Below are 26,491 nucleotides of genomic sequence, written 5' to 3'. Positions count from 1 at the left end.
GGGCCGTTGAGTATGAGTTAAGGCGTTTTATCCCCGGAGGAAGTCTGCCGCCGGCTTAAACTTTGGTAATTCAAAGTTGCAATGTGGGATTCGTTGACTCGGCCGGGGTGGCGAGGCTATAAACTGAACTGAACGGTTCAGTTTTTGGACGCTGCCATGAAGAAGCCCATCGCCCTTGCCGCCGCCCTTGCCCTCGCTTCCGTCGCGGGATGGAGCGCCTATCGCTGGTCCCAGGACTGGCGCTGGATGGAATCCACCGACGACGCCTATGTGGACGGCGACATCACCACCGTTTCCCCCAAGGTGGCGGGCCATGTGGTGGAACTGGTGGCCCGGGACAACCGCCCGGTGGCCAAGGGCGACGTGCTGCTGCGCATCGATCCCCGCGACTACCGCGCCCGGGTGGACGAGGCCACGGGGCAGGTCAAGGCCCGGCTGGCCCAGTTGATCCAGATCGACGACAAGGTGGCGGTGCAAGAAGCGGTGATCACCCAGTCGGGAGCCTCCATCTCCGCCGCCCGGGCCGAGATGGTGCGCGCCAAGGCCGATTACGAGCGGTCGCGGCGTCTGGTGCGCGAGGATTACGTCAGCCGCCAGCGCTTCGACATTTCCCAGGCCGACGCCGCCCGCGCCGAGGCCGGCCTGACCGGATCGGGGGCGGGATTGCAGGCGGCGCGCCGCCAGCTGGCGGTGCTGAGCTCCGAGCGCCATGTGGCCCTGGCCCAGTTGGAGCAGGCCAAGGCCACCCTGAGCGTGGCTGAGACCGAGCTGGAGGCCACCACCATCCGCGCCCCCTTGGACGGCGTGGTCGGCAATCGGGCGGTGCGCGACGGCCAGTACGTGCGGCCCGGCCAGCAATTGCTGGCGGTGGTGCCGCTCTCCGATGTGTGGATCGACGCCAATTTCAAGGAAACCCAGATCGGCCGCATGAAACCCGGCAACCGGGTGGAGATCAAGGTCGACGCCTTCCCCGACGCGGTGATCGGCGGGCGGGTGGACAGCTTCGCCCCGGCGTCCGGGGCCAAGTTCAGCCTGCTGCCGCCCGAGAACGCCACCGGCAACTTCACCAAGGTGGTGCAGCGCATTCCCGTCCGCATTCGGGTCGACCATGACAGCCCGCTGGCCGGACAACTGCGCCCCGGCCTGTCGGTGGTGGTCAAGGTGGACACGCGGGAGCAGAAGTGATGCGCCCTCCCCTTAGCCATGTCATCCCGACGATCATCGGGAGGAGGGATCTCCTCCTGGCACGGCATTTCCGAATCGAAACAGACTGTCCAGACCGAGATCCCTCGCCTGCGCTCGGGATGACAGGCTGGTCCGGGAAAGCGCCATGACAACCACGCCAGCGCCCCCCTCCATCAATCCCAACGACCGCGTTGTCACGCTGCACGATTGGGTGGGCTTCATGGCCATGGTGGTGGGCATGTTCATGGCGATCCTGGACATCCAGATCGTCGCGTCGTCCATCGCCCAGATCCAGGCCGGCATCTCGGCCTCGGCCGAGGAGATCAGCTGGGTGCAGACCGCCTATCTGATCGCCGAGGTGGTGATGATCCCGCTGTCGGGCTGGCTGGCCCGGGTGGTGTCCACCCGCTACCTGTTCTTCGCCTCCTGCGTCACCTTTACCCTGGCCAGCGCCGCCTGCGCCGTGTCGTGGAGCATCGAATCCATGATCGCCTTCCGCGCCGTCCAGGGCTTTCTGGGCGGCGCCATGATTCCCACGGTCTTCGCGTCCACCTACATCATCTTTCCGCCGCGCATGCAGGCCGGCATGTCGGTGGTCATCGGGCTCACCGCCACCATGGCGCCCACCATCGGCCCGACGCTGGGCGGCTGGCTGACCGAGACCTGGAGCTGGCACTGGCTGTTCCTGGTCAACGTGGTGCCGGGCGCGGCGGTCGCCACCCTGGTCTGGCTGTTCGGCCGCCGGGACAAGCCGCAGCTTCATATGCTGAAGGGCTTCGACCTGACCGGCATCATTCTGGTGGCGGTGTTCCTGGGCGCACTGCAATACGTGCTGGAGGAAGGCCCCGGCGACGACTGGTTCGAGGACCGCCGCATCGTGCTGGTGTCGCTGATCTCGGCCCTGGCCGGGCTGGGATTCGTCTGGCGGGAGTTGACCGCGCGCAATCCGGTGGTGGACCTGCGCGCCTTTTCCGACAGCAATTTCACGGTGGGCTGCCTCTATTCCTTCATCATCGGCATCGGGCTCTACGGCTCGGTCTACGTCATCCCGCTTTATCTCGGAAGGGTACGGGGCTATTCCGCGCTGGAGATCGGGCTGACCATGATGGTCACCGGCGCCTTCCAGGCCCTGTCGGCGCCGCTGGCCGGCAATCTGGCTCGCCACATGGACCTGCGCTACATGCTGGGCCTGGGCCTTGCCCTGTTCGGCGGCGGTCTGTGGCTGAACAGCCATCTCACCTCGGAATGGGGCTATTGGGAGATGTTCCTGCCCCAGGCGGTGCGCGGCCTGTCCCTGATGTTCTGCTTCGTGCCCATCAACGCCGTGGCGCTGGGGCATCTGCCCGCCGACAAGGTGCAGAACGCGTCGGGCCTTTACAACCTGATGCGCAATCTGGGGGGAGCCATCGGGCTGGCCGCCATCAACACGGTGCTGACCCACCGCCTCGACCTTCACCTGAACCGCCTGTCCGAGACCCTGACCGCGGCAAGGGGGTCGGCGCAGCTGATGCTGGACGGCCTCGTCGGCCGCCTGACGCCCCTGCTGGACGGCGGCGCCGAGCGGGCGGCGCTGAAGCTCCTGTCGCAGCTGGCCCGGCGCGAGGCCATGACCATGGCCTTCGGCGACGCCCTGCTGCTGATGGGGGCGGTGTTCGCCCTGGGCCTGCTGCTGCTGCCCCTGCTGCAGCCGGTCCGACACCCCAGCGCGGGTGGCGGCGGACATTGAAATCGCTCTGATTGAGCCCGGAATTGACCGAACCGGTGGAATCAGATGCCGGTTCCATGCATGATTGAGACAAGGGAGTCGCCAGGACCGCCACAGAAGCGGCCGGCCGAACACGTCAATGGGGGAAGCGGTGCCCACCTCGCGCAATACCGAATCCGCGCACGTCTTCGCCGTGCGCCTGATGCAGCATCTTGTCGTCCCCACCTTCGTGCTCAACGCCGAGCGCCGGGTGATCATCTGGAACAAGGCCTGCGAGCGCCTGACCGGCGTCGCCGCCCACGAGGTGATCGGCACCTCCGACCACTGGCGGGCCTTCTACGACGAGGAGCGCTATTGCCTGGCCGATCTGGTGGCGCTGGGCCGCCCCGAATCCATGGACGAGCTCTACGTCACCCATACCGAGCCCAGCGACTGTTCCCACGGTCTCAGGGCCGAGAACTGGTGCGTGATGCCCCAGGTCAAGAAGCGGCTGTATCTGGCGGTGGACGCCGGCCCCATCTTCGACGAGGACGGCAACCTGCTGGCGGTAGTGGAAACCCTGCGCGACCAGACCGAACAGAAACTGGCCCAGATGGCGCTGCAAAGCCTGGCGGTCAAGGACGGGCTGACCGGACTGGCCAACCGCCGCTCCTTCGACGAGAAGCTGGAGGCCGAGTGGCTGCATAACCAGCGCGAAGGCACCTCCATGGCGGTGCTGCTGGTCGATGTGGACCATTTCAAGCTCTACAACGACACCTACGGCCACCAGAAGGGCGATTCCTGCCTGAAGGCGGTGGCCAGCGCGCTGGGCGAACAGGTGTTCCGTCCCTCGGACCTGGCGGCGCGCTACGGCGGCGAGGAATTCGCGGTGATCATGCCCAACACCGGCCTGGACGGCGCCCTGCACGTGGCGGAGCGCATCAGGGACGCGGTCCTGGCCCTCGCCATGCCCCACGGCGCCAGCCTGACCGCCGATTGCGTCACCCTGTCCATCGGCGCCGCCGCCTTCGTGCCCACCGAGGAACACCGGGCCGAGGATCTGGTGGCCGCCGCCGACGCGGCGCTCTACCGCGCCAAGCACCAGGGCCGCAACCGGGTGGTCAGCACCGACCGCATCGAGGAACTGGCGGAGGCTTGAGGGACCGCCCCCACACCATCGGTCATCCCGAGCGAAGCCGAGGGATCTCCGCCTGGAAAGGTCGCGCCGATTCTGAAACCTCGCGCCAGGATGAGATCCCTCCTCCCTGCGGTCGTTCGGGATGACGGGCTTTATTCGCCCCGCGCCGCTTTGATGAAGGCGTTGATCTTTTCCGCGTCCTTGATGCCCGGCGCGCTTTCCACGCCCGACGAGACATCGACGCAGGGCGCGCCGCTGATGCGGATGGCCTCGGCCACGTTGGCGAGCGTCAGGCCGCCGGCCAGCATCCACGGCAGGCCCCATTTGCGGCCCGCGAGGATAGTCCAGTCGAAGCTGACCGCGTTGCCGCCGGGCAGCAGGGCGCCCTTGGGCGGCTTGGCGTCGAACAGCAGGCGGTCGGCCACCGCCAGATAGGGCTCGGCGGCATCGAGATCGGCGGCTTCGGACACCGACAGCACCTTCATCACCGGCAGGCCGTATTCCAGGCGGATGGCCTCCACCCGCTCCGGCGTCTCGCTCCCGTGCAGTTGCAGCAGGTCGAGCCGCACCCGGGTCAGCACGGAATCCAGGGTGGCGTCGTCGGGATCGACGAACAGGCCCACCTTGGTCACGTCGCCCGGCGTGAACTCCACCAGCTCGGCGGCGCGGTCGGGAGTGACGTTGCGCGGGCTTTTGGCAAAGAACACCAGCCCGACGTAATCGGCGCCCCCCTCGATGGCAGCATCCATGGCCTCTTCGTCGATGATGCCGCAGATCTTGACCTCGACCGGCATGGCGCTAAAGCCCCAGTTCGGCCTTGATCCGGCCGGCGGCCTCGGCCGGGTCGGCGGCGCCGGTGATGGGCCGCCCGATCACCAGCACGTCGGCCCCCTTGGCGCGGGCCTCGGCGGGGGTGAGGAAGCGCTTCTGGTCGCCGGCCTCGCTCCAGGCGGGGCGGATGCCGGGGATCACCAGCTTGAAGTCGGGACCGCAGAGCGCGCGCACCGCGTCCACCTCCAGCGGCGAGCAGACGATGCCGGCGGCCCCGCTTTCCTGGGCCAGGGCGGCCAGACGCTTGACCTGGTCCAGCACCGGGCGCTCGAAGCCCACCTGTTCGGCCCCTTCCTGGTCCAGGCTGGTCAGCACGGTCACCGCCACCACGGCGGGCGGCGCGACGCCGAGCTTAGCGGCCTCGTCATTGGCGGAGTCCACGGCGGCGCGGATCATGGCGGCCCCGCCCGAGGCGTGAATGGTGGTGATGGCGGCCTCGAGCCGGACCACGCCCTTCATGGCGGCGGCCACGGTATTGGGAATGTCGTGCAGCTTGAGATCAACGAACAGCGGCATGCCGAGACCCGACACCGCTTCCATGCCGGCCGGTCCGTTGGCGGTGAAGTATTCCAGGCCCAGCTTGAAGCCGCCGACCAGCCCCTTCAGGCGTTCGGCAAGGGCGATGGCGCGGGCGGCCTCGGTGGTGTCGATGGCGACATAAACGGGATTGGTCACGGGAACGGATACCTCAAGCTTGAGACTGGTTTTTTTCGATGGCGTCCAGCTGACGCCGCAGGGAACCGGCGCGGAGCCGAGCCCTCAGCCCCGATGCCCACCCCAGCAGGAAACCGGCGGCAAGGCCCAAGGCCAGCGGCACCAGCACCGCCAGATAGGCGGGCAGGTCCACGCCGAAGGGCAGGGGCCACAGGTCGAAACGAATCTCCGCCCGGTTGGCGACGGCGAACACCGTCACCAGCACGGCCAGGGGCAGACCGATTATCCAGGCGAGCAGCCTCACGAGCCGCCGCCGACGTTGAGCTTCTCGCGCAGCTGCTTGCCGGTCTTGAAGAAGGGAACCGCCTTGCCCTCCACCGACACCGTCTCGCCGGTGCGGGGGTTGCGGCCGGTGCGCGGATCGCGCTTCTTCACCGAGAAAGCCCCGAAGCCGCGCAGTTCGACCCGGTCGCCCCGGGCCAGCGCCGAAGCGATCTCGTCGAAGATGGTGGTGACGATGCGCTCCACATCCCGCTGGTAGAGATGGGGGTTGGCCTCGGCCAGACGGGCGATCAGCTCCGACTTGGTCATGGATTTCAAGTCCTTGGTTGTGCTTCAGGTTGAGGGCCAGCATGCCCAACGCCCCCGGCGGCGTCAAGCAAGTCTCTGAGCCCGAACGGTTTTTCAGCCCTTGGGGTCGTCCTCGGCCGGAGCGACCACCTCCCAGGTGGCCTCGTGGAGCCGGCAGGCCACCACCTCGCGGGAATAGGAATCCGCCGCCTCGCCCGTGCGCCGCGCCGTCTGGGCCAGCCGCCGGCACCAGCGCCCGCCGCCATCGGTCCAGTCCTTGCCCAGCGGAATGACCGAGCCTTCAAGGCCGCGCTCGGCCCAGTACACATCCTTGCCGGTCTCGGCCGCCTCGATGGTGGCCGCCGACCACAGACGGTTGGCGTGGGGATCGAACCAGCCGCCGATCATATAGCCGGCGGCGGCGCCGGCCACGGCGCCCACCGGCGTGAAGGTCGACGCCAGATGGGGCGCGCCCAGCGCCGCCGCCCGCCCGATGCCGCCGCCGATGACCGCGCCGGCCCCGGTCCCCCACACCTGGCCCTCGGTGGGATTCTCGGCGCAGCCCGCAAGCGCGGCGAGGGCGCAAAGGGCGAAGGCGGTCTTGCGCATGGCTATAGTCCTTCGTTGCGGAACGGGCGCGACAGCAGGGCGCGGATGGCCTCGTCCAGACTTTGGCCCTTGTTGATCACCGCGTCCACCGCCGCCGAGATGGGCATCTCGACGCCCAGGCGCCCGGCCATGTCCACCACGGCCCCGGCGCTGTAGACGCCCTCGGTCACCGAATGGCGCTCGCCCAGGATGTCGGCCAGGGCGCGGCCCTGGCCCAGCGCGAAGCCCAGCGAGTAGTTGCGCGACTGGGTGGAGGATGCGGTAAGGATCAGGTCGCCCAATCCCGACAGCCCCATCAGGGTCTCGGGACGGCCGCCCTTGGCCATGGCCAGACGGGTCAGCTCGGCCAGCCCGCGGGTGATCAGGGCGGCGCGCGCATTGTCGCCCAGGCCGCGGCCTTCGACGATGCCGCAGGCGATGGCCAGCACGTTCTTCACCGCGCCGCCGATCTGGGCGCCCACCAGATCATCGGAGAGATAGGGCCGGAAGGTGGACGTGCCCAGCGCGTCCACCAGCTTGCGCCCCAGCTCCGCATCGGCGCAGGCCAGGGTGATGGCGGTGGGCAGGCCCCTGGCCACCTCGATGGCGAAGGTGGGACCCGACAGCACGGCGATGGGGGCATGGGGCAACTCGGCGGTGACGGCGTCGGCCATCAGGGCGCAGGTGGCCAGCTCGATGCCCTTGGCGCAGATGACGGCGGGAACGCCGGCACGCCAATGGGGCGCCAGGGCGCGGGCGGCGGCGCGCAGATGCTGGGCGGGCGACACCAGCAGCACGGCGTCGCACTCCGCCACTTCGGCCAGGTCGCCGGTGGCGCGCAGGCCAGGGTCGAGATCGACGTCCGGCAGGAAGTCGGGATTGACGTGGCGGGTGTTGATGACCTCGACCACAAGGGGCTCGCGGGCCCACAGCACCACGTCGCGCCCCGCCCGGCGGGCGGTCAGCGCCAATGCCGTGCCCCAGGCCCCTCCGCCGATCACACCGATTCTGTTCATGAAGACCCCGCGATTGCCGTCACCCGGTTTACCGCGTCGGGCGTGCGGGGGCAAGCGGGAGGGCCCAAAAGAGCCCTCCCGGATCGTTATCAGGCGGCCTGGCCCTTGATCTTGGCGATGAAGCCGTTGATCTGGAGTTCCAGGTCGTCGGCGCGCCGGGCCAGACTGGCGGCGGCGGCCGAGATGTCCTTGGCTTCCTGGTCGGTGGTCTCGGCGGTGTCCTTCACATAGGCCACCGCTTCCGACACCGAGGCGGTGCCGGTGGCGGCCTCCTGGACATTGCGCGAAATTTCCATGGTCACCGCGTTCTGCTCCTCGACGGCGCCGGCCACGGCGGTCGAGGTCTCCTGAATGGTGCCGACGATCTGGGCGATCTCGCGGATGGCGGCGGCCGCACCTTCCGAGGCCAGCTGAATCTGGCTGACATGGGTGGAGATCTCTTCGGTGGCACGCGCCGTCTGGTTGGCCAGGGTCTTGACCTCGTTGGCGACGACGGCGAAGCCCTTGCCGGCTTCACCGGCGCGGGCCGCCTCGATGGTGGCGTTGAGCGCCAGCAGGTTGGTCTGCGACGCGATGTCCTGGATCAGCGACAGCACGCTGCCGATCTGGGCGGCGGCGTTGCCGAGATCGCGGACGGTTTCGTCGGTGCGCTGGGCGGTGACCATGGCTTCCGACGAGATGGCGGTGGCCCGGGTGGTCTGCATGTTGATCTCGCCGAACGACGCGGCCAGCTCCTCGGCGGCACCGGCCACCGACTGGACGTTGACCGAGGCCTCCTCGGCGGCGGCCGCCGAGGTCATGGCCTGGCTCACCGTCTGGGTGGCGTTGTTCATCAGGCGGTCCGAGCTTTGCCGCAACTGGGTCGAGGCCGACGAGACCTCCTGGACCAGGACGCGCACCTTCTGCTCGGCGAAGTCCAGCGCCTCGGCGTCACGTTGCTTCATCAGGTCCAGCGAGGCGTTGATGATGCCGGCATAGCGGGCGAAATCGCCCCGAAGGCCGGTCTGGATGATCTTGCGGAAGTACTGGCGCTGGTTGGCGTGTTCCATGGCGGCCTGGGACTCGCGGCAATAGGCCTCGGTCAGGTCCAGCAGGCGGTTGATGGAGCGCAGCATGACGGCCAGATTGCCGCTGCCCCGGATATCCATGATGCGCACGCCGAGATTGCCGTTGGCGGCACCCTGGCAGACCTTCACCGCCTTCTCGATGCTGGTGTTGGTGCGGGCCAGGTGCTGGATGGGCATCCAGGCGGCGACCGCCAGGATGACGGCCATGCCGGCGGCCACCCAGTTCTGCAGGATCAGGGCGAGGATTGCGAGAGCGCCTGCGATGCCGACGGCGATCCAGGCGGCGCGGATGGCCTTAGAGACCGAGGACAAATTCTGCATAGGGCTTTCCTTCGCGCTTCAACTGATCACCTAAGGCGGCGAACGCCGCCTCCATGCCCTGCTTGCGGTCGGCGGCCGCGGCCTCGATCTTCAGCAGGCTCTGGTACAGGGGCTGAACCTTGGCCAGCGCATCGCGCCGGGGCACGCGGCGGTTGGAATGGTAGCCGACGATCTTGCCGTCGGGGCCGAAATCGGGGGTGACGTGGGCCAGCACCCAGTAATGGTCGCCGTTCTTGGCCAGATTGACCACGTAGGCGAACAGCTCCTTGCCCGAGGCGATGGTGTCCCACAGCAGCTTGAAGACGCAGCGCGGCATCTCGGGGTGACGGATCAGGCTGTGCGGCTGGCCGATCAGCTCGGCCTCAGTGAAGCCGGATACCGACAAGAAGACGTCGTTCACATAGGTGAGCCGTCCGGTGGTGTCGGTCTTGCTGACGATGATCTCATCCTCGGCAAAGGTCCGTTCCCGCCCCGAGGGTTGAATACCCTTGCTTGCCATTCGACTCCCCTAACCCAATGACTTAGCTAAATCGGATTGATCCTGTAAATTGATATCAATCGGATAAGAACATTTCAACATGCTCCGTGTAACTTCGTATGCCATTCGTTTAAATATCGTTTATGTCCGTGCCGTTCGACGGTTATGACAGCGCCGTGAATTTCATCCCCCGCAATCATCGCCGCATTGACCGCCGCCCCGCCTTCGGCGGATGAATCCGCACCGGGATGACCGGCCGGAGCGATCGGGATGACCCGTAGAATCGACGACCCTTGCATAACGGACGGCCTGACCATGGCGCTTCAGCCGGTGGTCGGGATTCATTCCGGCGATTGCCACGGCTACGAGGCGCTGCTGCGCGGCACCGAGGCGGCGGGCTTCGAATCCATCCAGGCCTTCTTCGACCATTGCCATGCCGCCGGCTGCCTGGCCGAGGTGGAACTGGCGCTGCGCGACAAGGCGGTGGCGGCCTTCGCCAGCCTGGCCCACCATCCCCGGACCAAGCTGTTCCTCAACATCGACAACCGGGTCTTAGGCATCGAAGGGGACACGGCGCGCCGCACCCGGGCCATCCTGGACCGGCACGGCGTTCCCGATTCGGCGGTGGTGTTCGAGATATCCGAGCGCCATCCGCTGGATTCCGGCCTGGACGCCGTCGCCACCTTCCGCCATTTCAAGCGCCAGGGCTTCCGGCTGGCCATCGACGATTTCGGCACCGGCTTTTCGGGGCTGCAGCTGCTTTACTATTCCGAGCCCGACTATTTGAAGATCGACCGTTTCTTCGTGGCCGACATCGCCACCGATTCCAAGAAGAAGGTGTTCCTGGCCCATATCGTCACCATCGCCCACCTGCTGGGCGCCGTGGTGGTGGCCGAGGGCGTCGAGACCGAGCGGGAGTTCCGCGTCTGCAAGGAAATCGGCTGCGACATGGTCCAGGGCTGGCTGGTAAGCCGCCCGACCATCCATTGGGACAGCCTGCAGCCCCATTATCCCGAGATCGAGCGCCTGGCCCGCCAGGACCGCCGGGCCGGAACATCGGACCAGCGCATCATCGCCGACCAGATCGCCCGCCCCGAGCCCCTTGGCCTCGACACCCCCATGGAAAAGGTGTTCGAACGCTTCCGCGCCGATAAGTCCGCCACCTTCTTTCCGGTGGTGGACGGCGCGGGCGCGCCCGTCGGCATCGTGCGGGACCAGGAACTGAAGGACTACACCTATTCCCCCTTCGGCCGCGAGCTGATCGCCAACAAATGCCTGGGCCGCTCGCTCAAGGATTTCGCCGTGCGCTGCCCGGTGGCCGACATCGCCGCCAAGGCCGAGCAGATCCTGGAAGCCTATTCGGCGGTGGAGCGCTCGGAAGGCATCCTGATCGTCGAGGACATGCGCTATGTGGGCTTCCTGTCGGCGGATTCGCTGCTGCGCGTCATCAACGAGAAGAACCTGGCCACGGCCCGCGACCAGAACCCGCTGACCCGGCTGCCCGGCAACGCCCGCATCCTGTCCTGGGTGTGCGAGGCGCTGGAGAGCCGCGCCCAGGCCTGCCTGCTGGCCTATTTCGACTTCGACAACTTCAAGCCGTTCAACGACAAATACGGCTTCCGCCTCGGCGACCGCGCCATCCTGCTATTCGGCGACCTGCTGGCCAAGGCCATGGCGGCGGCAGGCGGCTTTGCCGGCCATATCGGCGGTGACGATTTCTTCGCCGGGTTCTTAGGCGAATCGGTGGAGAGCGCCGCCGACACCTGCCGCAAGCTGATCGCCGACTTCGCCCACGACGTGGAAAGCTTCTACGACGACGAGACGAGGGCGCGGGGCCACATCGTCGGCCAGGACCGCCTGGGCAACACGGTGCGCTTTCCCCTGATGACGGTGAGCTGCGTCGCCGTCCACCTGACGCCGGGATGCGGAACCTGTTCGTCCGACGACATTTCCCGCCTGCTGGCCGACCACAAGAAGGCCGCCAAGCAGGCCGCCGACCATCTGGCCATCGTGCATCCCTGCCCGGCTTGACAGGCTGCGGAAAAACTCTCGCCCCACCATCTTTTGTCGTCACCCCCGCGCAGGCGGGGGTCCATGCTGCGGCAAAGCTGCGTCATGGCCGCAAGATACAGTGTGCCGATGCATGGATTCCCGCCTGCGCGGGAATGACGACGAGGGAAACGGCATTTTTCGCAGCCTGTTCCTGTTAAGGCCCCTCCCCCTTACAAAACCCCTCCTCAGGGACAACGCTTTCTGCTTTATTGGCGCCTTTCCGCCCCAGGGTCCTGACAAAGCAATGCAAAGCCTGAACACCTACCGCGCGGGTCCCGACGAGCGCGGCCATTTCGGCATCTTCGGCGGGCGCTACGTGGCCGAGACGCTGATGCCCCTCATCCTCGAGGTGGAGAAGGCCTACGCCGCGGCCAAGGCCGACCCCGTCTTCCAGGCCGAGTTCCGCTCGCTGCTGGCCCAGTATGTGGGCCGCCCCAATCCGCTGTATTTCGCCCGCCGCCTGACCCAGGCCTTCGGCGGCGCCAAGGTGTTCCTGAAGCGCGAGGACCTCAACCACACCGGCGCGCACAAGATCAACAACTGCATCGGCCAGATCCTGCTGGCCCGGCGCATGGGCAAGCAGCGCATCATCGCCGAGACCGGGGCCGGCCAGCACGGCGTGGCCACCGCCACCGTCTGCGCCCTGTTCGGCATGCAATGCGTCATCTACATGGGCGCCACCGACATCGAGCGGCAGATGCCCAACGTCTACCGCATGAAGCTGCTGGGTGCCGAGGTGAAGCCGGTCACCGCCGGCGCGGCGACCTTGAAGGACGCCATGAACGACGCGCTCCGGGACTGGGTCTCCAACGTCGCCGACACCTATTACCTGATCGGCACGGTGGCCGGTCCGCACCCCTACCCGGCCATGGTCCGCGACTTCCAGTCGGTGATCGGCGAGGAAGTGCGCGGCCAGATGATGGCAGCCGAGGGCCGCCTGCCCGACTCCCTGGTGGCCTGCATCGGCGGCGGTTCCAACGCCATGGGGCTGTTCCACCCGTTCCTCGACGAATCGAGCGTGCGCATCGTCGGCGTCGAGGCGGCCGGACACGGCCTGGACAAGCTGCACGCCGCCAGCCTCACCGGCGGCAAGCCCGGCGTGCTGCACGGCAACCGCACCTACCTGCTGCAGGATGCCGACGGCCAGATCGCCGAGGCCCATTCCATCTCGGCCGGACTCGACTATCCCGGCATCGGGCCCGAGCATTCCTGGCTGCACGAGACGGGGCGCGTCGAGTACGTCTCGGTCACCGATGACGAGGCGGTGGCCGCCTTCCAGCAATGCACCCGCCTGGAAGGCATCATCCCGGCGCTGGAATCCAGCCACGCCATCGCCTACGCCTCCAAGCTGGCCCCCACCCTGCCCCCCGATCACCTGATGGTGGTCAACCTGTCGGGGCGCGGCGACAAGGACGTCAACACCATCGCCAAGGCGCTGGGCGACGTGCATCTGGGAGGGCTGGTCTGATGTCGCGCATCGCCAAGCGGTTCGAGAAGCTTCGGGCCGAGAACCGCGCCGCCCTGGTGACCTTCATCACCGCCGGCGACCCCGACCGCGCCACCAGCCAGGCCCTGCTCGATGGCATGCCCCAGGCGGGCGCCGACATCATCGAACTGGGCATGCCCTTCACCGATCCCATGGCCGACGGCCCGGTAATCGAGCTGGCGGCGGGCCGGGCCCTGAAGGCCGGCGGCTCGCTCCGCCAGACCCTGGAGATGGTGACGGCCTTCCGCAAGACCGATGCAGAGACTCCGATCATCCTGATGGGCTACTACAATCCCGTCTACGCCTGGGGACCGGAAACGTTCGCCAAGGACGCCGCTAGCGCCGGGGTGGACGGGCTGATCATCGTCGACCTGCCGCCCGAGGAAGCCGACGAACTGGTCCCCCACCTCAAGGCCCAGGGCATCGACTTCATCGTGCTGACCACGCCGACCAGCGACGACAGGCGCCTGCCCGTGGTTCTCGCCAACGCGTCCGGCTTCGTCTACTACGTGTCCATCGCCGGCATCACCGGCACCGCGTCGGCGGCCCAGTCGGCCATCGACGAGGCGGTTTCGCGCATCCGCCGCCACACCGACCTTCCCGTCTGCGTCGGCTTCGGCATCAAGGCCCCGGCTCAGGCGGCCGAAGTGGCCCGCATCGCCGACGGCGCCGTGGTGGGCTCGGCCATCGTTTCGGTTCTGGCCGACAATATCGGCAAGCCTTCCGCCGTCTCCGCCCCCCTGGCCCTGGTCAAGGACCTGGCCCTGGGCGTGCGGACCGCGCGCAAGTAGGAGCATTTCCCATGAATTGGCTGACCAATCTCAACGAGACCCGCCGCTCGCTCAAGGAGCGTCTGGTCGGGCTGGTGGCGCCCAAGGAGGTGCCCGACAACCTGTGGCTCAAATGCCCGGGCTGCGGCCACATGATCTTCCACCGCGACCTGGAGAAGGCGCTGAACGTCTGCCAGCATTGCGGCCACCATCTGCGCCTGCCGGTGAAGAAGCGCCTCGGCATGCTGTTCGACGACGGGCAGTTCCAGCGCATCGAGCTGCCCAAGGTTCCCGATGATCCGCTGAAGTTCAAGGACCAGAAGCGCTACACCGACCGCCTCAAGGACACCCGTTCCAAGACCGGCGAGACCGACGCCATCGTGGTCGCCCACGGCCGCATGGGCGGCATGAACGTGGTGGCGGCCTGCTTCAACTTCGACTTCCAGGGCGGCTCCATGGGCATCGCCGTGGGCGAGGGCATCGTGGCGGCGGCCGAACTGGCGGTGCTGCAGGATGCGCCGCTGATCGTCATTCCGGCCTCGGGCGGCGCGCGCATGCAGGAAGGCATCCTGTCGCTGATGCAGATGGCCCGGACCACCGTGGCGGTGGACAAGGTCAAGGAGAAGCGGCTGCCCTATATCGTGCTGCTGACCGACCCCACCACCGGCGGCGTCTCGGCCAGTTTCGCCATGCTGGGCGACATCGCCATCGCCGAGCCCGGCGCGGTGATCGGCTTCGCCGGCGCCCGCGTCATCGAAAGCACCATCCGCGAGAAGCTGCCCGAGGGTTTCCAGAAGGCCGAATACCTGCTGGAGCACGGCATGGTGGACATGGTGGTGCCGCGCCGCGAGCTCCGCGCCACCTTGGTCCGCGTCCTGTCGCTGTTGCGCAATCGCGGTGCGGCCGGGGATCTGGTGGCGTTGCCCATCGACACCCCCGACAACGTCGATCAGGACTGATCCAGAGAAAACGTAGCCCTTCGGGACTGGAAATTTCGCGTCCGATTCCGTATCTTAGGAGGATGGTAATACCGGGGCTTATGGCCTCGGTATTATTTTTGAGCCCTGGGGATTGGACGTGCCGAAACAGACCTCCCGGTTCGAGACGGTTTCCTCGCTGGCGGCGCCACCGCTGCTGCTGCTGGCTGCCGCAGCCGTTTGCGGCCTTGCCGTCCGCGTCACTCCGCCGGGCCAAATTTTCGCCGATCCCAGGGATTACCTGCCGGTCCACTCCATCCTGGAACTGCTCAGCATCGCCGTGTCGCTGATGGTGTTCTCGCTGGGCTGGGCGGCGCGCCGGGCCGACAAGGGGCATCGCAACCTGATTTTAGGGCTGGCCGCCCTGGCGGCGGCGGTCCTGGACATGGCGCACACCGTGTCCTTTCCGGGCATGCCGGACATCTTTTCGCCCAGCAGCACCGAGAAGGGCATCAATCTCTGGCTTCTCGGCCGGCTGGCGACGGCGGTCGGCCTGGTCCTGGCGGTGACCACCGCCGAGCGGCACTGGAGCGAGAACAGGCGCCGCCGGTGGCTTGGAATCGTCGGCCTGCTGACATCGGCATTGGTCCTGGCGGGCCTGTTCCACCCGGATTGGTTCCCCCGGACCTTCGTTCCCGGCAGCGGGCTGACCGGCTTCAAGATCGGCGCCGAATACGTTTTGTCCGCCGCCTATGTGACGGCCTCCAGCCTGCTGTGCCTGCAATTCCGCCGGTCCGGCGACCGCAATGACCTGAAGCTGGCCGCCGCGGCCTGGATTCTGGCTGTGACCGGCGTTCTGCTCACCCTCTACGCCGATGCCGGCGACGTGTTCAACCTGGCCGGCCATGTGGGCAAGGCCTGCGCCTACGCCCTGATCTACGACTCCCTGTTCGCCTCCGGCGTCCAGGCCCCCTACGACGCCCTGGCCAAGGAGCGGGCCCTGCTGCGTGCCCTGATGGATTCGGTCCCCGACCTGATCTTCTTCAAGGACGCCCAATCGCGCTATCTCGGCTATAACCGGGCCTTCGCCGCCTATTGCGGCCGCCCCGAATCCGAGATGGCCGGCAAGACCGACGACGAGTTCGTCCCCCCCGACATTGCCGACTTCTACCGCGCCAAGGACCGCGAGGCCATGGCCGCCGGGCGGCCCACCAGCAACGAGGAGTGGATCGACTATCCCGACGGCAGGCGGGTGCTGCTGGAAACCATCAAGGCGCCGGTCCAAGACGACAAGGGGACGCTGCTGGGCATGGTCGGCATCAGCCGCGACATCACGGGACGCAAGACGGCCGAGGAAAAGCTGCGCCGGGCCCATTACGACCTGGAGATGGTTACCGCTGTGGCCGCCCACGACCTGCAGGAGCCGGCGCGGACCATCGCCAGCTTCCTGCAACTGCTGCAGATGCGCTACGGCGACCGGCTGGGCGAGGACGCCGACCAGTACATCGCCTATGCCGTCGAAGGGGCCCACCGCATGCGCGCCCAACTGAGCGGCCTGCTGGACTATACCCTGATCGACCGCGGAGACCCGGTCTTCCCGGTGGTGGAAACGGGCACCATCCTGGCCGAGGCGCTGGAGAACCTGAAGCCCGGCCTGGACGAAACCAAGGCGGTGGTGGTCAGGGGCTCGCTGCCCACCCTCAACGCCGATGCGGCGCAATTGCGGGCCCTGTTCCAACATCTGCTCGGCAACGCCATCAAGTTCCGCCATCCGGAGCGCAAGCCCGAGATCACGGTGACGGCAAGCCGCCACGATGATCATTGGGAGTTCTCGGTCACCGACAACGGCATCGGCATCGACCAGGAATACTGGGACAAGATCTTCATGGTGTTCCAGCGCCTCCACCCCCTGAACCGTTACGAGGGAACCGGGATAGGCCTTGCCATCTGCCGCAAGATCGTGGAACGTCACGGCGGCCGCATCCGCGTGGTGTCGGTCCCCGGCGAGGGCAGCACCTTCACCTTCACCCTGCCGGATCGCGCCTGACCCTTTTCGGCCCGCAATGATCGACAGCATTCTCGACCGTCTGACCCGGCTGCACCCCAAGGTCATCGACCTCTCGCTGGAGCGCGTGGCTCGCCTGCTCGAGGCGCTGGGCAATCCCCAGGACAGGCTGCCGCCGGTCATCCATGTGGCCGGCACCAACGGCAAGGGCTCGACCGTCGCCACCCTGCGCGCCCTGTTCGAGGCGGCGGGCATGCGGGCCCATGTCTACACCTCCCCCCATCTGGTGCGCTTCGCCGAACGCATCCGCGTCGCCGGAACCCTGCCCACCGACCCGGAACTGCTGGCCCTGCTGGAAGAGGTGGAGGCGGCCAATGCGGGCAACCCCGTCACCTTCTTCGAGATTACCACGGCGGCCGCCTTCCTGGCCTTCGCCCGGACCCCCGCCGAAGTGTGCATCCTGGAGACCGGACTGGGCGGGCGCCTGGATGCAACGAACGTAGTTGAGCGCCCGGCGCTCACCATCATCACCCCCATCGCCATGGACCACGAAAGCTTCCTAGGGGGGCGCATCGAGGCCATCGCCGCCGAAAAGGCCGGCATCATGAAGCGGGGCGTGGCCTGCGTGGTGGCCAAACAGGGGCGCAAGGCGGCCAAGGTGCTGGACGCCCGTTCGCTGGAACTGGGCGTGCCGCTGATCAAGGAGGGCGAGCACTTCTTCGCCCGCACCTCGCCCGATGGCGGCCTGGTCTATCGCGGCCCGTCGGTGGAATGGTGCCTGCCCGCCCCCGCCCTGGCCGGGGCCTTCCAGTACCGCAACGCCGCCCTGGCCCTGGCGGCGGTCGAGCGGCTGTCGCGCACCGCGCCGGTTCCGGTCTTTCCCGATTTCCCTGAAGGCGCGCTGGGCCTGGGGCTGCGCTCGGTGGAGTGGCCGGCCCGGCTGCAGCGCCTTACCAAAGGTCCGCTGGTGGACATGCTGCCAGGGGGGTGGGAGCTGTGGCTGGACGGCGGCCATAATCCCCACGCCGCCGAGGCCATCGCCCAGCACGCCCGCTCGTGGCGCGACAAGCCGCTGATGGCGGTGTTCGGCATCCTGTCCACCAAGGATGTGGACGGCTATCTGGAACCGCTGGCGGCCCGCTTCCATTCCTTGCGCGCCGTCGCCATTCCCGGCGAGGCGGCGACGCTGGCGGCCGAGGACGCCGCCGCGGCGGCCACCCGGCACTTCTGCCTGGACGCCCGGCCCTCGGCATCGGTGGCGGCGGCCATCGCCGAGCTGACCGCCTCGGGCCCCGGTCCCGCCCGCATCTTGATCTGCGGCAGCCTTTATCTGGCCGGAACCGTGCTGGCGGAAAACGGCTGAGACGACCCGAACTGGGCCTCCAAGGCCGCACGGGTCGCCGACCACACCCGTTCCAGGGGCTCGACGTGGCGGCGGACCTCGTCGGCGCGGCCGGCGCGGGCGGCCTCCTCGATCAGGGCGGCGATCTCGGCGAGCGGCAGGCAGCCGGCCGTTCCCGCCATGCTTTTCAGGTCATGGGCGGCCATATGCAGGCGCAGCATGTCCCCGGTCTCCTCGACCAGGATGCGGCAGGCCTCCTCGGCCTGGGCGACGAAGGTCGCCATCAGCCCCGCCACCCCTTCCGGCCCCAGATGGGCGGACAGCTCGGCGAAGGGGGCGCCTTCGCTGGCCACCAGGGGCGGCGCGGCCGCCGCCTCCACCGGCCGGCCGGCCAGCACGTCGGCGATGACCCGAAACAGCGCCTCCGGGTCCACCGGCTTGGCCACATGGGCATTCATGCCGGCCTCGCGGCAGCGCTCGGCGTCGCCCCGCATGGCGTTGGCGGTCAGCGCGATGACCGGCACCCGCCCGGCGGCTCCCGGCAGCGCCCGGATGCGGACCGTCGCCTCCAGGCCGTCCATTACCGGCATCTGCATGTCCATCAGCACCACGTCGAATCCGCCCCAGCCGGCCAGCTCCACCGCCTGGGCGCCGTTGTCGGCGAGGCTGACCCGGTGGGACGCCTTGGTCAGGTAGCCCAGGGCGACCTTCTGGTTGATGACGTTGTCCTCGGCCAGCAGGATCGACAGGGGCGGCAGCACCACCCCGCCCCGCGCGTCCACCGCTCCCAAAGCCGGAGCGGCGGTCGCCGGCAGATCCAGACGGAACCAGAACCGGCTGCCCAGGCCGGGGCGGCTTTCCACCCCGATCTCGCCGCCCTGGGCCTCCACCAGACGCCGGCAGATGGCCAGCCCCAGGCCGGAGCCGCCGAACCGCCGGGCGATGGACGAATCCGCCTGGGCGAAGGCCTGGAACAGCCGCCCGATCTCCGCCTCCCCCATGCCGATGCCGGTGTCGCTCACCGAGAATTCCAGACGTCCCGACCCGTCGTCCGCCCTGCCGACACGGACCAGCACATGGCCCGCATCGGTGAATTTCAGCGCATTGCCCACCAGATTGAGCAGAATCTGGCGCAGCCGCCCGCCGTCGCCCTCGACCCAATCCGGCACCCCTGCCGCCACGGCGTGGGACAGCGCCACCCCCTTCTCCTTGGCGCGGGGGGCCAGCAGGCTTTCGATGCCGGCGATGATCCGGGCCGGACTGAAGGGGGCCGCGTCGAACTCCATCCGCCCGGCCTCGACCTTGGACAGGTCCAGGATGTTGTCGAGAATGCCCAAAAGCGCCTCGGCGGAATGGTGGACCATCTCGAGGCGCTCGCGTTCCTCGTCGGCCGGCTCGCCGTCGAGCAGCAGCCGCACCATGCCGAGGATGCCGTTCATGGGCGTGCGGATCTCGTGGCTCATCACCGCCAGGAATTCGCTCTTGGCCCTTGTGCCGGCCTCGGCCGCCTCCTTGGCCTCCAGCAGGGTGACGCGGGCCCGGCGCTCGCCCTCCACCAGCAGGTACTGCCGCCGCCCCATGCGCTCGAACTGGATGCGGGCGGTGGCGCCCACCAGATAGGCCACCAGGGTCATCATGGCGATGATGGCGATGTCGGCGGGGGCTTCGGGAATGTCGCGCAGCTCGGCCCAGGCCGCCAGGCTGACCATCGGCGCCACGGCGCACAGCAGCGCCACCCGCCCGAACGGCCCCGGCGCGAACATGAACATGGACATGGCGATCAGCGGAAAGAACATGCCGCCGTGGCGGTCCAGCAGGGGATGGGCGAAGACCAGGGCGTTGAGGCAGAAGAAGACGTAGAGATGCAGGTGGGCGACGGCGACCACCATGCGGGCGGACACCGCCTGCGCCAGGGCATGCAGCCCGATGGCCGTCACCGTGGCGATGGCCAGGCGCACGGTCAGGAAGGCGACCAGCCGGTCGCCGCTGAGCGACATCACGTCAAGTGGAACAAAGGACAGACTGGTCAGGCTGGTGGCCAGAACGCAGAGATAGGCCCCGCCCCGCAAACGCTGGCGTGAAAAATCGGCGAAAGAATCCTCGAGCTCCCGAGAATTGAACTCGCCGCGCCAGTTGATCCGTGCATCCCCGCTCCCCATAACCTCAGGTTAAGTGTGCGATTGTACTTTCGTCAATACACCGAAACCCCGAGAAGCGGGGACGGCCGGAGCCGTCCCCTTGTCCCTTACTTCTTCCACCGCGCCGCCGCCTCGGCCACCCTTTTGCCCAGGTGGGCGGCGGTCTTGCGGTCGGCTTCGGTGACGCCTTCCGGTCCCTGGTCGGCATTGGCCTGGGCCATGGCGCCGAGGAAGCTGCCCAGCCGGTTCAGATCCTCGACGCTGCCCTTGGAATTGTTGTTGCCGGGCAGCAGGTCCAGGCCCACCCAGACCATGCCGTGCTGGGCGGCGAAGATGGACAGCTGGATCAGGGCGTTCAGCTTGTCGCCGCTCTGGCTGGCCGAAACGGTGAAGCCCGCCGCCACCTTGTCGGTCCAACCGCGGCCGTACCAGGTCTTGGAGCTCCACTCCATGAACTCTTTGAACCTGGCCGAGACCGAGCCCATGTAGGTGGGCGAGCCGAAGACGATGGCATCGGCCGCGTCCAGCACGGCGGCCTTGGCCTCGGCCTCGTCGGCGGGAATCAGGTGAACCTCCGCCCCGGCGACCTGGGCGGCTCCTTCGGCGACCGCCTCGGCGATAACCTTGGTGTGGCCGTAGCCGGAATGGAACACGATGGCGATGGAAGTCATGTTGCTCTCCTTGATGTAATGGTACCTGTTACTGTTACGTTTAACCCTAAAAAAATAGGGACCTCTTACGCCTCGGCCTTCAGGGCGCCGACCACCTCGGACAGTTTGGTGGTGGACAGCACCGCGTCGCGGGCGGCGTCGGCGCGTTCGATCACCCGAAGCAGCACCGTCTGGATGTTGCGCCCCACCGGACAGGCCGGATTGGGCGGCTGGTTGTGCAACGCCGGCTCATCGTCCTCGTCCACCGCCCGATGGATGTCGAGCAGCGAGATACGGTCGGCGGGCCGCGCCAGCACCGATCCGCCGGCGCTGCCCCGCGTCGAGCTGACCAGACCGGCCTTGGCCAGGGCCGACAGCAGGCGGCGCACCACCACCGGATTGGTGTTGACCGAACCGGCGATCCATTCCGACGTGCAGGCCTGCCCCTCCATGGTGGCGAGCAGCGAGGCGATGTGGACGGCGACGGCGAAGCGGCAGTTTCTGGCCATGGGGGATATGTAACAAATACCGTTCCTATTCGCAAGCCCTAACACAGCCCTCTCTTTTCCCGCATTGCTCGCCCTTGGCCGGGCGGCCTATGCTGGAATGAGGAGTTGATCATCATGTCTAGCGACAAGCCGCTGAATATCGGCGAGGCTTTCGGCCGCGCCATGCAGGCCTGGGACGACGGCAACATTGCCGAAGCCCGGCGCCTGGCGCGCACCATCGTCGAGGCGCGCCCCGATTTCGGTGGAGCCCATTACCTGCTGGGCCTCATCGCCCTGAACCAGGGTCAGGCCAAGCGGGCGGCCGACCACCTGACCCGGGCGGTGGCCGCCGACCCCAACCAGACGGTGCCGCGCCTGGCGCTGGGGCGCGCCCTGGAGGCCCAGGACAATTTCAACAGCGCCATCCTGCATTACCGCACCATCCTGTCCCAGGATGCCAACCACGCCGAGGCCAACGCCCGGCTGGCCGATCTGCTGGGCCGGCTGGGCCGCAACAAGGCCGAGGCCCTGGAGCACGCGCGGCGGGCGGTCGAGGTGGCGCCCCGCCACGCCGAGGCCCTGTGCACGCTGGGCACCCTGCTGCATCAGGAGGGCCGGCACGCCGAGGCGGCGGGCATGCTGGAACGTGCCCTGGAGCTCCGCCCCGACTGGGCGGTGGCGCTGAACAATTACGGGCTGGTGCTGGGGGCGCTGGGCCAGCACGACCGGGCGGTGGCGGTGCTGTCGGGCGCGGCGGATCTGCGCCGCGACCATGCGGGCACCAGGGCCAATCTGGCCGCCGCGCTGCGTGCCCAGGGCCGGCTGGACGACGCCAGGGTCCACGCCGAGCGCGCCACCAAGCTCAATTCCCGCGACCCCTCCGGCTGGCTGGAACTGGGTCTGGTCCGCCGCTCCCTGGGCATGCCCGAGGCCGCCGCCGCCGCCTTCGAGCGGGCGGTCACCGCCGCCCCCGATTCGGTCCATGCCCAGTATTGCCTGGCCGAGGAGCGTCTGGCACTGGGCCAGAAGGAGCGTGCGGCCAAGCATTTCCGCCGCTGCCTCGACCTCGATCCCGAGGACCGCCACGGAGCGGCCCTGGGACTGGCCCAGGCCGGGGCCAGGGCCACGCCGGACCGCGCCCCCGACGCCTATGTCCGCCAGTTGTTCGACGATTACGCCGAGAAGTTCGATACCGCCCTGGTGAACAAGCTGGCCTACCGCGCCCCCGCCCTGCTGGCCCAGGCCCTGGACAAGTCCCTGGACGGCCGCCGGGGGCTGGACGTGCTGGATGCCGGCTGCGGCACCGGGCTGGCCGCCCCGGTGCTGCGCCCCCTGGCCGCCCGCCTGGACGGCATCGACCTGTCGGGCGCCATGGTGGACAAGGCCCGCGCCCGCGGCCTCTATGACGGGCTGGAGGTGGGCGAACTGGTCGCCGGCCTCAAGCGGCGGCCCGAGGCCTATGACCTGGTGGTAGCCGCCGACGTCCTGGTCTATTTCGGCGAGTTGAGCGACATCATGGCCGCCACGGCGCGCGCCTTGCGGCCAGGCGGCATCTTCGCCTTCACGGTGGAGCGGGCCGAGGATTGCGCCTCCTACGTCCTGGGGGCCAAGAACCGCTATGCCCACTCGCCCGATTACGTCGAGACGGCGGCCACCGAAAACGGCTTCGCCGTGACCTCCATGGAGCGCGCCTCCACCCGCCAGGAGGCGGGTGAGGACGTCCCCGGCCTTGTCGTGGTCTTGCGCAAGGGATAAGGTCCGGGCGACTCCACCTGGATTGACACCGCATGTGCGGCTTCGCCGGCTTCCTTGATCTGACCGCCGCCACCCCCGACCGGAACAGGGTGGTGCGCGCCATGGCCGGCACCCTGGTCCATCGCGGCCCCGACGACGACGGCGCCTGGGTGGATGACGAGGCGGGCGTGGCGCTGGGGTTCCGCCGGCTGGCCATTCTCGACCTGTCCCCCCAGGGCCACCAGCCCATGGCGTCCCACGACGGGCGCTGGGTGATCAGCTTCAACGGCGAGATCTACAACCACGCCGCCTTGCGCGAACGCCTGGGCGGCACCACCGCCTGGCGCGGCCATTCCGATACCGAGGTGCTGCTGGAGGCGGTTTCCGCCTGGGGCGTGGACGAGGCGCTGTCCGCCTTCGACGGCATGTTCGCCTTTGCCCTGTGGGACCGCCTTGAGCGCACCCTCACCCTGGCCCGCGACCGCTTCGGCGAGAAGCCGCTGTATTGGACGCAAGCGGGCGGCGCGTTGCTGTTCGGCTCGGAGTTGAAGGCGCTGGCCGCCCATCCCGGCTGGCAAGGCGGCATCGACCGCGACGTCCTGGCGCTGTTCATGCGGCTGGGCTGGATTCCGGCGCCCCACACCATCCATCCCGGCGTGTTCAAGCTGCCGCCCGGTCATGTGATGCGGGTGAAGGCGGGCGAGGTCGCGGTCCGGCCCTACTGGTCGGCCGCCCAATGCGCGGCCCGGCAGGAGGGGGGCTTCACCGGCTCCGCCCGACAGGCCGCCGACCGGCTGGAAGAGCTGCTGCGGGATTCGGTTGCGCTTCGCATGCAGGCCGACGTGCCGGTGGGGGTCTTCCTGTCGGGCGGCATCGATTCCTCCATCACCGCCGCCCTGATGCGGCAATTGTCGTCCGAGCCGGTCCATTCCTTCACCATCGGCTTCGACCAGGCGGGCCTGGACGAAAGCCCCCACGCCCGCGCCGTGGCCGATCACCTGGGCACCATTCACACCGAGGTGCGGATCAGCGACCGCGAAGCCCTGGACGTGGTGCCGCACCTGCCCCACCTGTACGACGAACCCTTCGCCGATGCCGCCGCCCTGCCCACCGCCCTGCTGGCCCAGGTGACGCGCAAAAGCGTCACGGTGGCCCTGTCGGGCGACGGCGCCGACGAGCTGTTCGGCGGCTATGGCATCTACCGTTCCATCCCTAAGGACTGGCAGGCCCTGCAAGGCCTGCCCGGCGGCGTCAAGAGCCTGGGCGCGGCGGCGGCCCGCTGCCTGAGCCGACCGGCGGAAGGCCTGGCCGCCCTGGCCGGAGGATTCGCCAAACGCCGCAGCCATCCCGGCCACCGCCTGGGGCGCGAGGCCGAGCGTCTGGAGACCCGGTCGCTGGCCGAATTGCTGGGCCTGCACTATTGCCGCTGGCGCGGCATCGCCGACGTGGTGCCGGGCGCCGGCCGGGTCGAAAGCCTGTTCACCGCGCCGACGCCGGGAATGCGTGACGATGCCCTGGCCACCATGGTGCTGGACGCCATGGGCTATCTTCCCGACGATCTGTGCGTCAAGACCGACCGCGCCACCATGGGCGCCTCGCTCGAGGCCCGCCTGCCCTTCCTGGCGCTGGCCATCGCCGAATTCGCCTGGAGCCTGCCCACCGCGCTAAAAATCGAGGGCGATGTGGGCAAGGCGGTGCTGCGCAACGTTCTTTACCGCCATGTGCCGCGCCCCCTGGTGGACCGCCCCAAGATGGGCTTCGAGGTACCGCTGCGCCGCTGGCTGAACGGCGAACTGAAGGGCTGGGCCGACGACCTGCTGTCCGAGGACAGGCTGCGCCGCCAGGGCTTCCTCGACGCGTCCCTGGTGGCGAGGTGCTGGCGCGAGCATCGCTCGGGCGCCAAGAACTGGCAGAACGAGATCTGGCACGCCCTGATGTTCCAGGCTTGGGCGGAAAGCGTCAGTCCCTGACCGAATTGCGCTCGCGCGCCGCCTGGACGGCCGCCCGGTCGGTGGCCAGGATGCCGTCGATGGTCCCGTCCCGGCGCATGGTTTTCAAGGCTTCGGCCAGTTTGGGCGCCAGATGGGCATGGCGGGCATTGACATAATGGTAAAGGGGCGTGACCGCGACCGGCGTGTTCAGCGCCCGGACCGGCCCCAGCTTCAGCTCCTCGACGGTCAGCCACACCGCCTCGCCCAGCGCCGCCACCTGGCAATGCCCGGCCTTGAGCATGCGCAGAGCCGCCCCGTTGGTGGCGACCAGCTCGCGGGTCATGCCCTCGGTGGCGGCCTCGCCCAGCTTGAAGCCCCGGACCACGCAAATGGAGTAGGGGCGCAGGCTTTCCCAGCCGGTCACCGGAAAACTCAAGCCGGCGGTGAAGGCGATGGTGTCGAAGGTCATGACCGGCTCGGCAACCCGAACCAGATTGGGGTAGCGGCTCTCCAGTCCCGCCATGCGCATGGTGTCGCCGTCGGTGTCGCCGCTGTCGGCCGAGATGATGGCGCGCTCGTTGGGGCGGAGGTCGGCCGCCGCCTCCAGCCCGATGCGGCGATAGGCCTCGCGCACCACCTCGAAGCCCCGGTTGCTGAGGTGATCGCCCTGAATCTGCGAGATGACATGAAGATCGGCGGCGACGCCCGGCCCCGCCGCCAGCCCGACGGCCAGGGCGAGGACGGCGGGCGCCGCCCACCTCATGGCGCGTACTCCGCCGGGTCGGCCAGACCGGCCTCGGCGAAGCCCTTGAGCCGCAGCCGGCAGGAATCGCAATGACCGCAGGCGCGGCCCTGCCCGTCCGGGTCGTAGCAGGTGGAGGTGATGGAATAATCCACGCCGAGATCCAGCCCCCGCCGGATGATCTGGCCCTTGGTCAGGTCGATCAGCGGGGTGTGCAGCCGCAGGGGCGTGCCTTCCACCGCCGCCTTGGTGGCGAGGTTGGCCATGGCTTCGAACGCCTTGATGTAGTCGGGGCGGCAATCGGGATAGCCGGAATAATCCACGGCATTGACGCCGACGAAGATGTCGGCGGCGCCGATCACCTCGGCGAAGGCCAGGGCGAAGGACAGCATGATGGTGTTGCGCGCCGGCACGTAGGTGACCGGAATGCCCGCCGGAATCGCCTCGTCCAGCTCGCCCTTGGGTACCGCGATGTCCGACGTCAGGGCCGAACCGCCGAACACCCGCAGATCGATGTCGGCGATGCGGTGGTCATTCACTCCCAGGGCGGCGGCCACCCGCTGGGCGGCGCGGATCTCGACCGCGTGGCGCTGGCCGTAGCGGAAGGTCAGCGCGGCGGGCGCAAAGCCCTCGGCCTTGGCGATGGCCAGCACCGTGGCGGAATCGAGGCCACCGGACAGCAGGACGATCGCCGGCTTCATGAT

At 68.3% G+C, this 26,491-nt stretch carries 24 protein-coding genes; 11 read left to right on the top strand and 13 right to left on the bottom strand.

The genetic code is table 11. The features are described 5' to 3' along the window. The first annotated feature begins 156 nt into the window (after nucleotides 1–156). The 3 genes from WV31_RS14940 to WV31_RS14930 all read left to right on the top strand — a co-directional run bounded on the left by WV31_RS14940 (nucleotide 157) and on the right by WV31_RS14930 (nucleotide 4,028). Nucleotides 157–1,185 carry an HlyD family secretion protein gene (locus WV31_RS14940; protein WP_085374316.1) on the top strand — a complete coding sequence of 343 codons (1,029 nt, stop codon included), beginning with the start codon at nucleotides 157–159 and terminating at the stop codon, nucleotides 1,183–1,185. A 145-nt stretch (nucleotides 1,186–1,330) separates the two neighbouring features. Continuing rightward, the gene (locus WV31_RS14935) at nucleotides 1,331–2,911 is read left to right on the top strand and encodes a DHA2 family efflux MFS transporter permease subunit (protein ID WP_085374315.1); all 1,581 of its coding nucleotides are present in this window, start codon (nucleotides 1,331–1,333) and stop codon (nucleotides 2,909–2,911) included. Nucleotides 2,912–3,041: 130 nt separating this feature from the next. Then, nucleotides 3,042–4,028: a sensor domain-containing diguanylate cyclase gene (locus WV31_RS14930; RefSeq protein WP_206072547.1), complete on the top strand. Its 987-nt coding sequence runs from the start codon at nucleotides 3,042–3,044 to the stop codon at nucleotides 4,026–4,028. 131 nt (nucleotides 4,029–4,159) lie between these two features. On the opposite strand, the gene WV31_RS14925 is transcribed toward WV31_RS14930, so the two are convergent. The 8 genes from WV31_RS14925 to WV31_RS14890 all read right to left on the bottom strand — a co-directional run bounded on the left by WV31_RS14925 (nucleotide 4,160) and on the right by WV31_RS14890 (nucleotide 9,553). Then, nucleotides 4,160–4,801: a phosphoribosylanthranilate isomerase gene (locus tag WV31_RS14925; protein WP_085374313.1), complete on the bottom strand. Its 642-nt coding sequence runs from the start codon at nucleotides 4,799–4,801 to the stop codon at nucleotides 4,160–4,162. A gap of 4 nt (nucleotides 4,802–4,805) precedes the next feature. Next, nucleotides 4,806–5,513, bottom strand: a complete 708-nt coding sequence (pyrF, locus tag WV31_RS14920) for an orotidine-5'-phosphate decarboxylase (RefSeq protein WP_085374312.1) — start codon at nucleotides 5,511–5,513, stop codon at nucleotides 4,806–4,808. Nucleotides 5,514–5,526: 13 nt separating this feature from the next. Continuing rightward, nucleotides 5,527–5,796: a lipopolysaccharide assembly protein LapA domain-containing protein gene (locus tag WV31_RS14915; RefSeq protein WP_085374311.1), complete on the bottom strand. Its 270-nt coding sequence runs from the start codon at nucleotides 5,794–5,796 to the stop codon at nucleotides 5,527–5,529. After that, nucleotides 5,793–6,083, bottom strand: coding sequence for an integration host factor subunit beta (gene ihfB / locus WV31_RS14910; protein ID WP_008614847.1), 291 nt, complete (start codon nucleotides 6,081–6,083; stop codon nucleotides 5,793–5,795). The genes WV31_RS14915 and ihfB overlap by 4 nt, the downstream gene beginning before the upstream one ends. 93 nt (nucleotides 6,084–6,176) lie before the next feature. Beyond that, nucleotides 6,177–6,671 carry a glycine zipper 2TM domain-containing protein gene (locus WV31_RS14905; RefSeq protein WP_085374310.1) on the bottom strand — a complete coding sequence of 165 codons (495 nt, stop codon included), beginning with the start codon at nucleotides 6,669–6,671 and terminating at the stop codon, nucleotides 6,177–6,179. A gap of 2 nt (nucleotides 6,672–6,673) precedes the next feature. Continuing rightward, nucleotides 6,674–7,666, bottom strand: a complete 993-nt coding sequence (locus tag WV31_RS14900; RefSeq protein ID WP_085374309.1) for an NAD(P)H-dependent glycerol-3-phosphate dehydrogenase — start codon at nucleotides 7,664–7,666, stop codon at nucleotides 6,674–6,676. Between the two features lie 89 nt (nucleotides 7,667–7,755). Next, entirely contained in the window at nucleotides 7,756–9,054 is a 1,299-nt protein-coding gene (locus tag WV31_RS14895) for a methyl-accepting chemotaxis protein (protein WP_085374308.1), read from the bottom strand. Beyond that, nucleotides 9,029–9,553 carry a PAS domain-containing protein gene (locus tag WV31_RS14890; protein ID WP_085374307.1) on the bottom strand — a complete coding sequence of 175 codons (525 nt, stop codon included), beginning with the start codon at nucleotides 9,551–9,553 and terminating at the stop codon, nucleotides 9,029–9,031. Before WV31_RS14890 ends, WV31_RS14895 begins: the two co-directional genes overlap by 26 nt. A 249-nt stretch (nucleotides 9,554–9,802) precedes the next feature. Between WV31_RS14890 and WV31_RS14885 the strand changes: the two genes are divergently transcribed. The 6 genes from WV31_RS14885 (at nucleotide 9,803) to WV31_RS14860 (ending at nucleotide 18,125) form a co-directional block, all read left to right on the top strand. Next, nucleotides 9,803–11,563 carry a GGDEF domain-containing protein gene (locus WV31_RS14885; protein ID WP_085374306.1) on the top strand — a complete coding sequence of 587 codons (1,761 nt, stop codon included), beginning with the start codon at nucleotides 9,803–9,805 and terminating at the stop codon, nucleotides 11,561–11,563. Nucleotides 11,564–11,828: 265 nt separating this feature from the next. Beyond that, nucleotides 11,829–13,052 carry a tryptophan synthase subunit beta gene (gene trpB / locus WV31_RS14880; protein WP_085374305.1) on the top strand — a complete coding sequence of 408 codons (1,224 nt, stop codon included), beginning with the start codon at nucleotides 11,829–11,831 and terminating at the stop codon, nucleotides 13,050–13,052. After that, nucleotides 13,052–13,861: a tryptophan synthase subunit alpha gene (trpA, locus tag WV31_RS14875; protein ID WP_085374304.1), complete on the top strand. Its 810-nt coding sequence runs from the start codon at nucleotides 13,052–13,054 to the stop codon at nucleotides 13,859–13,861. The genes trpB and trpA overlap by 1 nt, the downstream gene beginning before the upstream one ends. A gap of 11 nt (nucleotides 13,862–13,872) precedes the next feature. Next, a complete protein-coding gene (gene accD / locus WV31_RS14870; protein WP_085374303.1) occupies nucleotides 13,873–14,799 on the top strand; it encodes an acetyl-CoA carboxylase, carboxyltransferase subunit beta in 927 nt (308 codons plus the stop codon). A gap of 118 nt (nucleotides 14,800–14,917) precedes the next feature. Next, entirely contained in the window at nucleotides 14,918–16,804 is a 1,887-nt protein-coding gene (locus tag WV31_RS14865; RefSeq protein ID WP_085375594.1) for a sensor histidine kinase, read from the top strand. A 16-nt stretch (nucleotides 16,805–16,820) separates the two neighbouring features. Next, nucleotides 16,821–18,125: a bifunctional folylpolyglutamate synthase/dihydrofolate synthase gene (locus tag WV31_RS14860; RefSeq protein WP_085374302.1), complete on the top strand. Its 1,305-nt coding sequence runs from the start codon at nucleotides 16,821–16,823 to the stop codon at nucleotides 18,123–18,125. Here the strand turns inward: WV31_RS14860 and WV31_RS14855 are convergent. From WV31_RS14855 to WV31_RS14845, 3 genes are all read right to left on the bottom strand, one after another. After that, nucleotides 18,089–20,263 carry an ATP-binding protein gene (locus tag WV31_RS14855; RefSeq protein WP_085374301.1) on the bottom strand — a complete coding sequence of 725 codons (2,175 nt, stop codon included), beginning with the start codon at nucleotides 20,261–20,263 and terminating at the stop codon, nucleotides 18,089–18,091. The genes WV31_RS14860 and WV31_RS14855 overlap by 37 nt on opposite strands. An 86-nt stretch (nucleotides 20,264–20,349) precedes the next feature. Then, complete coding sequence (locus WV31_RS14850) at nucleotides 20,350–20,913, bottom strand: flavodoxin family protein (protein WP_085374300.1); 564 nt, start codon at nucleotides 20,911–20,913, stop codon at nucleotides 20,350–20,352. Between the two features lie 65 nt (nucleotides 20,914–20,978). After that, nucleotides 20,979–21,401 carry an Rrf2 family transcriptional regulator gene (locus WV31_RS14845; RefSeq protein WP_085374299.1) on the bottom strand — a complete coding sequence of 141 codons (423 nt, stop codon included), beginning with the start codon at nucleotides 21,399–21,401 and terminating at the stop codon, nucleotides 20,979–20,981. Between the two features lie 114 nt (nucleotides 21,402–21,515). Between WV31_RS14845 and WV31_RS14840 the strand changes: the two genes are divergently transcribed. Together WV31_RS14840 and asnB are read left to right on the top strand one after the other, a co-directional pair. Then, on the top strand, nucleotides 21,516–23,135 hold the full coding sequence (locus WV31_RS14840) for a tetratricopeptide repeat protein (protein ID WP_085375593.1): 1,620 nt from the start codon (nucleotides 21,516–21,518) through the stop codon (nucleotides 23,133–23,135). A 32-nt stretch (nucleotides 23,136–23,167) separates the two neighbouring features. Next, nucleotides 23,168–25,084: an asparagine synthase (glutamine-hydrolyzing) gene (gene asnB, locus WV31_RS14835; RefSeq protein ID WP_085374298.1), complete on the top strand. Its 1,917-nt coding sequence runs from the start codon at nucleotides 23,168–23,170 to the stop codon at nucleotides 25,082–25,084. Here the strand turns inward: asnB and WV31_RS14830 are convergent. Both WV31_RS14830 and queC read right to left on the bottom strand, forming a co-directional pair. Beyond that, nucleotides 25,074–25,808, bottom strand: coding sequence for a substrate-binding periplasmic protein (locus WV31_RS14830; RefSeq protein ID WP_085374297.1), 735 nt, complete (start codon nucleotides 25,806–25,808; stop codon nucleotides 25,074–25,076). The genes asnB and WV31_RS14830 overlap by 11 nt on opposite strands. Further along, nucleotides 25,805–26,488: a 7-cyano-7-deazaguanine synthase QueC gene (queC, locus tag WV31_RS14825; RefSeq protein WP_085374296.1), complete on the bottom strand. Its 684-nt coding sequence runs from the start codon at nucleotides 26,486–26,488 to the stop codon at nucleotides 25,805–25,807. Before queC ends, WV31_RS14830 begins: the two co-directional genes overlap by 4 nt. Nucleotides 26,489–26,491 lie beyond the last annotated feature (3 nt).

The sequence above is a fragment of the Magnetospirillum sp. ME-1 genome (genome assembly GCF_002105535.1).
Lineage (GTDB): Bacteria > Pseudomonadota > Alphaproteobacteria > Rhodospirillales > Magnetospirillaceae > Phaeospirillum.
This window is presented reverse-complemented; position numbering and strand designations above follow the sequence as displayed.

Excerpts from the sequence above, each read along its gene's own strand:
- WV31_RS14940 (WP_085374316.1), top strand. The coding sequence starts at position 157 with ATGAAGAAGCCCATCGCCCTTGCCGCCGCCCTTGCCCTCGCTTCCGTC.
- WV31_RS14935 (WP_085374315.1), top strand. The coding sequence starts at position 1,331 with ATGACAACCACGCCAGCGCCCCCCTCCATCAATCCCAACGACCGCGTT.
- WV31_RS14925 (WP_085374313.1), bottom strand. The coding sequence starts at position 4,801 with ATGCCGGTCGAGGTCAAGATCTGCGGCATCATCGACGAAGAGGCCATG.
- ihfB (WP_008614847.1), bottom strand. The coding sequence starts at position 6,083 with ATGACCAAGTCGGAGCTGATCGCCCGTCTGGCCGAGGCCAACCCCCAT.
- WV31_RS14905 (WP_085374310.1), bottom strand. The coding sequence starts at position 6,671 with ATGCGCAAGACCGCCTTCGCCCTTTGCGCCCTCGCCGCGCTTGCGGGC.
- WV31_RS14900 (WP_085374309.1), bottom strand. The coding sequence starts at position 7,666 with ATGAACAGAATCGGTGTGATCGGCGGAGGGGCCTGGGGCACGGCATTG.
- WV31_RS14895 (WP_085374308.1), bottom strand. The coding sequence starts at position 9,054 with ATGCAGAATTTGTCCTCGGTCTCTAAGGCCATCCGCGCCGCCTGGATC.
- WV31_RS14890 (WP_085374307.1), bottom strand. The coding sequence starts at position 9,553 with ATGGCAAGCAAGGGTATTCAACCCTCGGGGCGGGAACGGACCTTTGCC.
- WV31_RS14885 (WP_085374306.1), top strand. The coding sequence starts at position 9,803 with ATGACCCGTAGAATCGACGACCCTTGCATAACGGACGGCCTGACCATG.
- trpB (WP_085374305.1), top strand. The coding sequence starts at position 11,829 with ATGCAAAGCCTGAACACCTACCGCGCGGGTCCCGACGAGCGCGGCCAT.
- trpA (WP_085374304.1), top strand. The coding sequence starts at position 13,052 with ATGTCGCGCATCGCCAAGCGGTTCGAGAAGCTTCGGGCCGAGAACCGC.
- accD (WP_085374303.1), top strand. The coding sequence starts at position 13,873 with ATGAATTGGCTGACCAATCTCAACGAGACCCGCCGCTCGCTCAAGGAG.
- WV31_RS14860 (WP_085374302.1), top strand. The coding sequence starts at position 16,821 with ATGATCGACAGCATTCTCGACCGTCTGACCCGGCTGCACCCCAAGGTC.
- WV31_RS14855 (WP_085374301.1), bottom strand. The coding sequence starts at position 20,263 with ATGGGGAGCGGGGATGCACGGATCAACTGGCGCGGCGAGTTCAATTCT.
- WV31_RS14850 (WP_085374300.1), bottom strand. The coding sequence starts at position 20,913 with ATGACTTCCATCGCCATCGTGTTCCATTCCGGCTACGGCCACACCAAG.
- WV31_RS14845 (WP_085374299.1), bottom strand. The coding sequence starts at position 21,401 with ATGGCCAGAAACTGCCGCTTCGCCGTCGCCGTCCACATCGCCTCGCTG.
- WV31_RS14840 (WP_085375593.1), top strand. The coding sequence starts at position 21,516 with ATGTCTAGCGACAAGCCGCTGAATATCGGCGAGGCTTTCGGCCGCGCC.
- asnB (WP_085374298.1), top strand. The coding sequence starts at position 23,168 with ATGTGCGGCTTCGCCGGCTTCCTTGATCTGACCGCCGCCACCCCCGAC.
- WV31_RS14830 (WP_085374297.1), bottom strand. The coding sequence starts at position 25,808 with ATGAGGTGGGCGGCGCCCGCCGTCCTCGCCCTGGCCGTCGGGCTGGCG.
- queC (WP_085374296.1), bottom strand. The coding sequence starts at position 26,488 with ATGAAGCCGGCGATCGTCCTGCTGTCCGGTGGCCTCGATTCCGCCACG.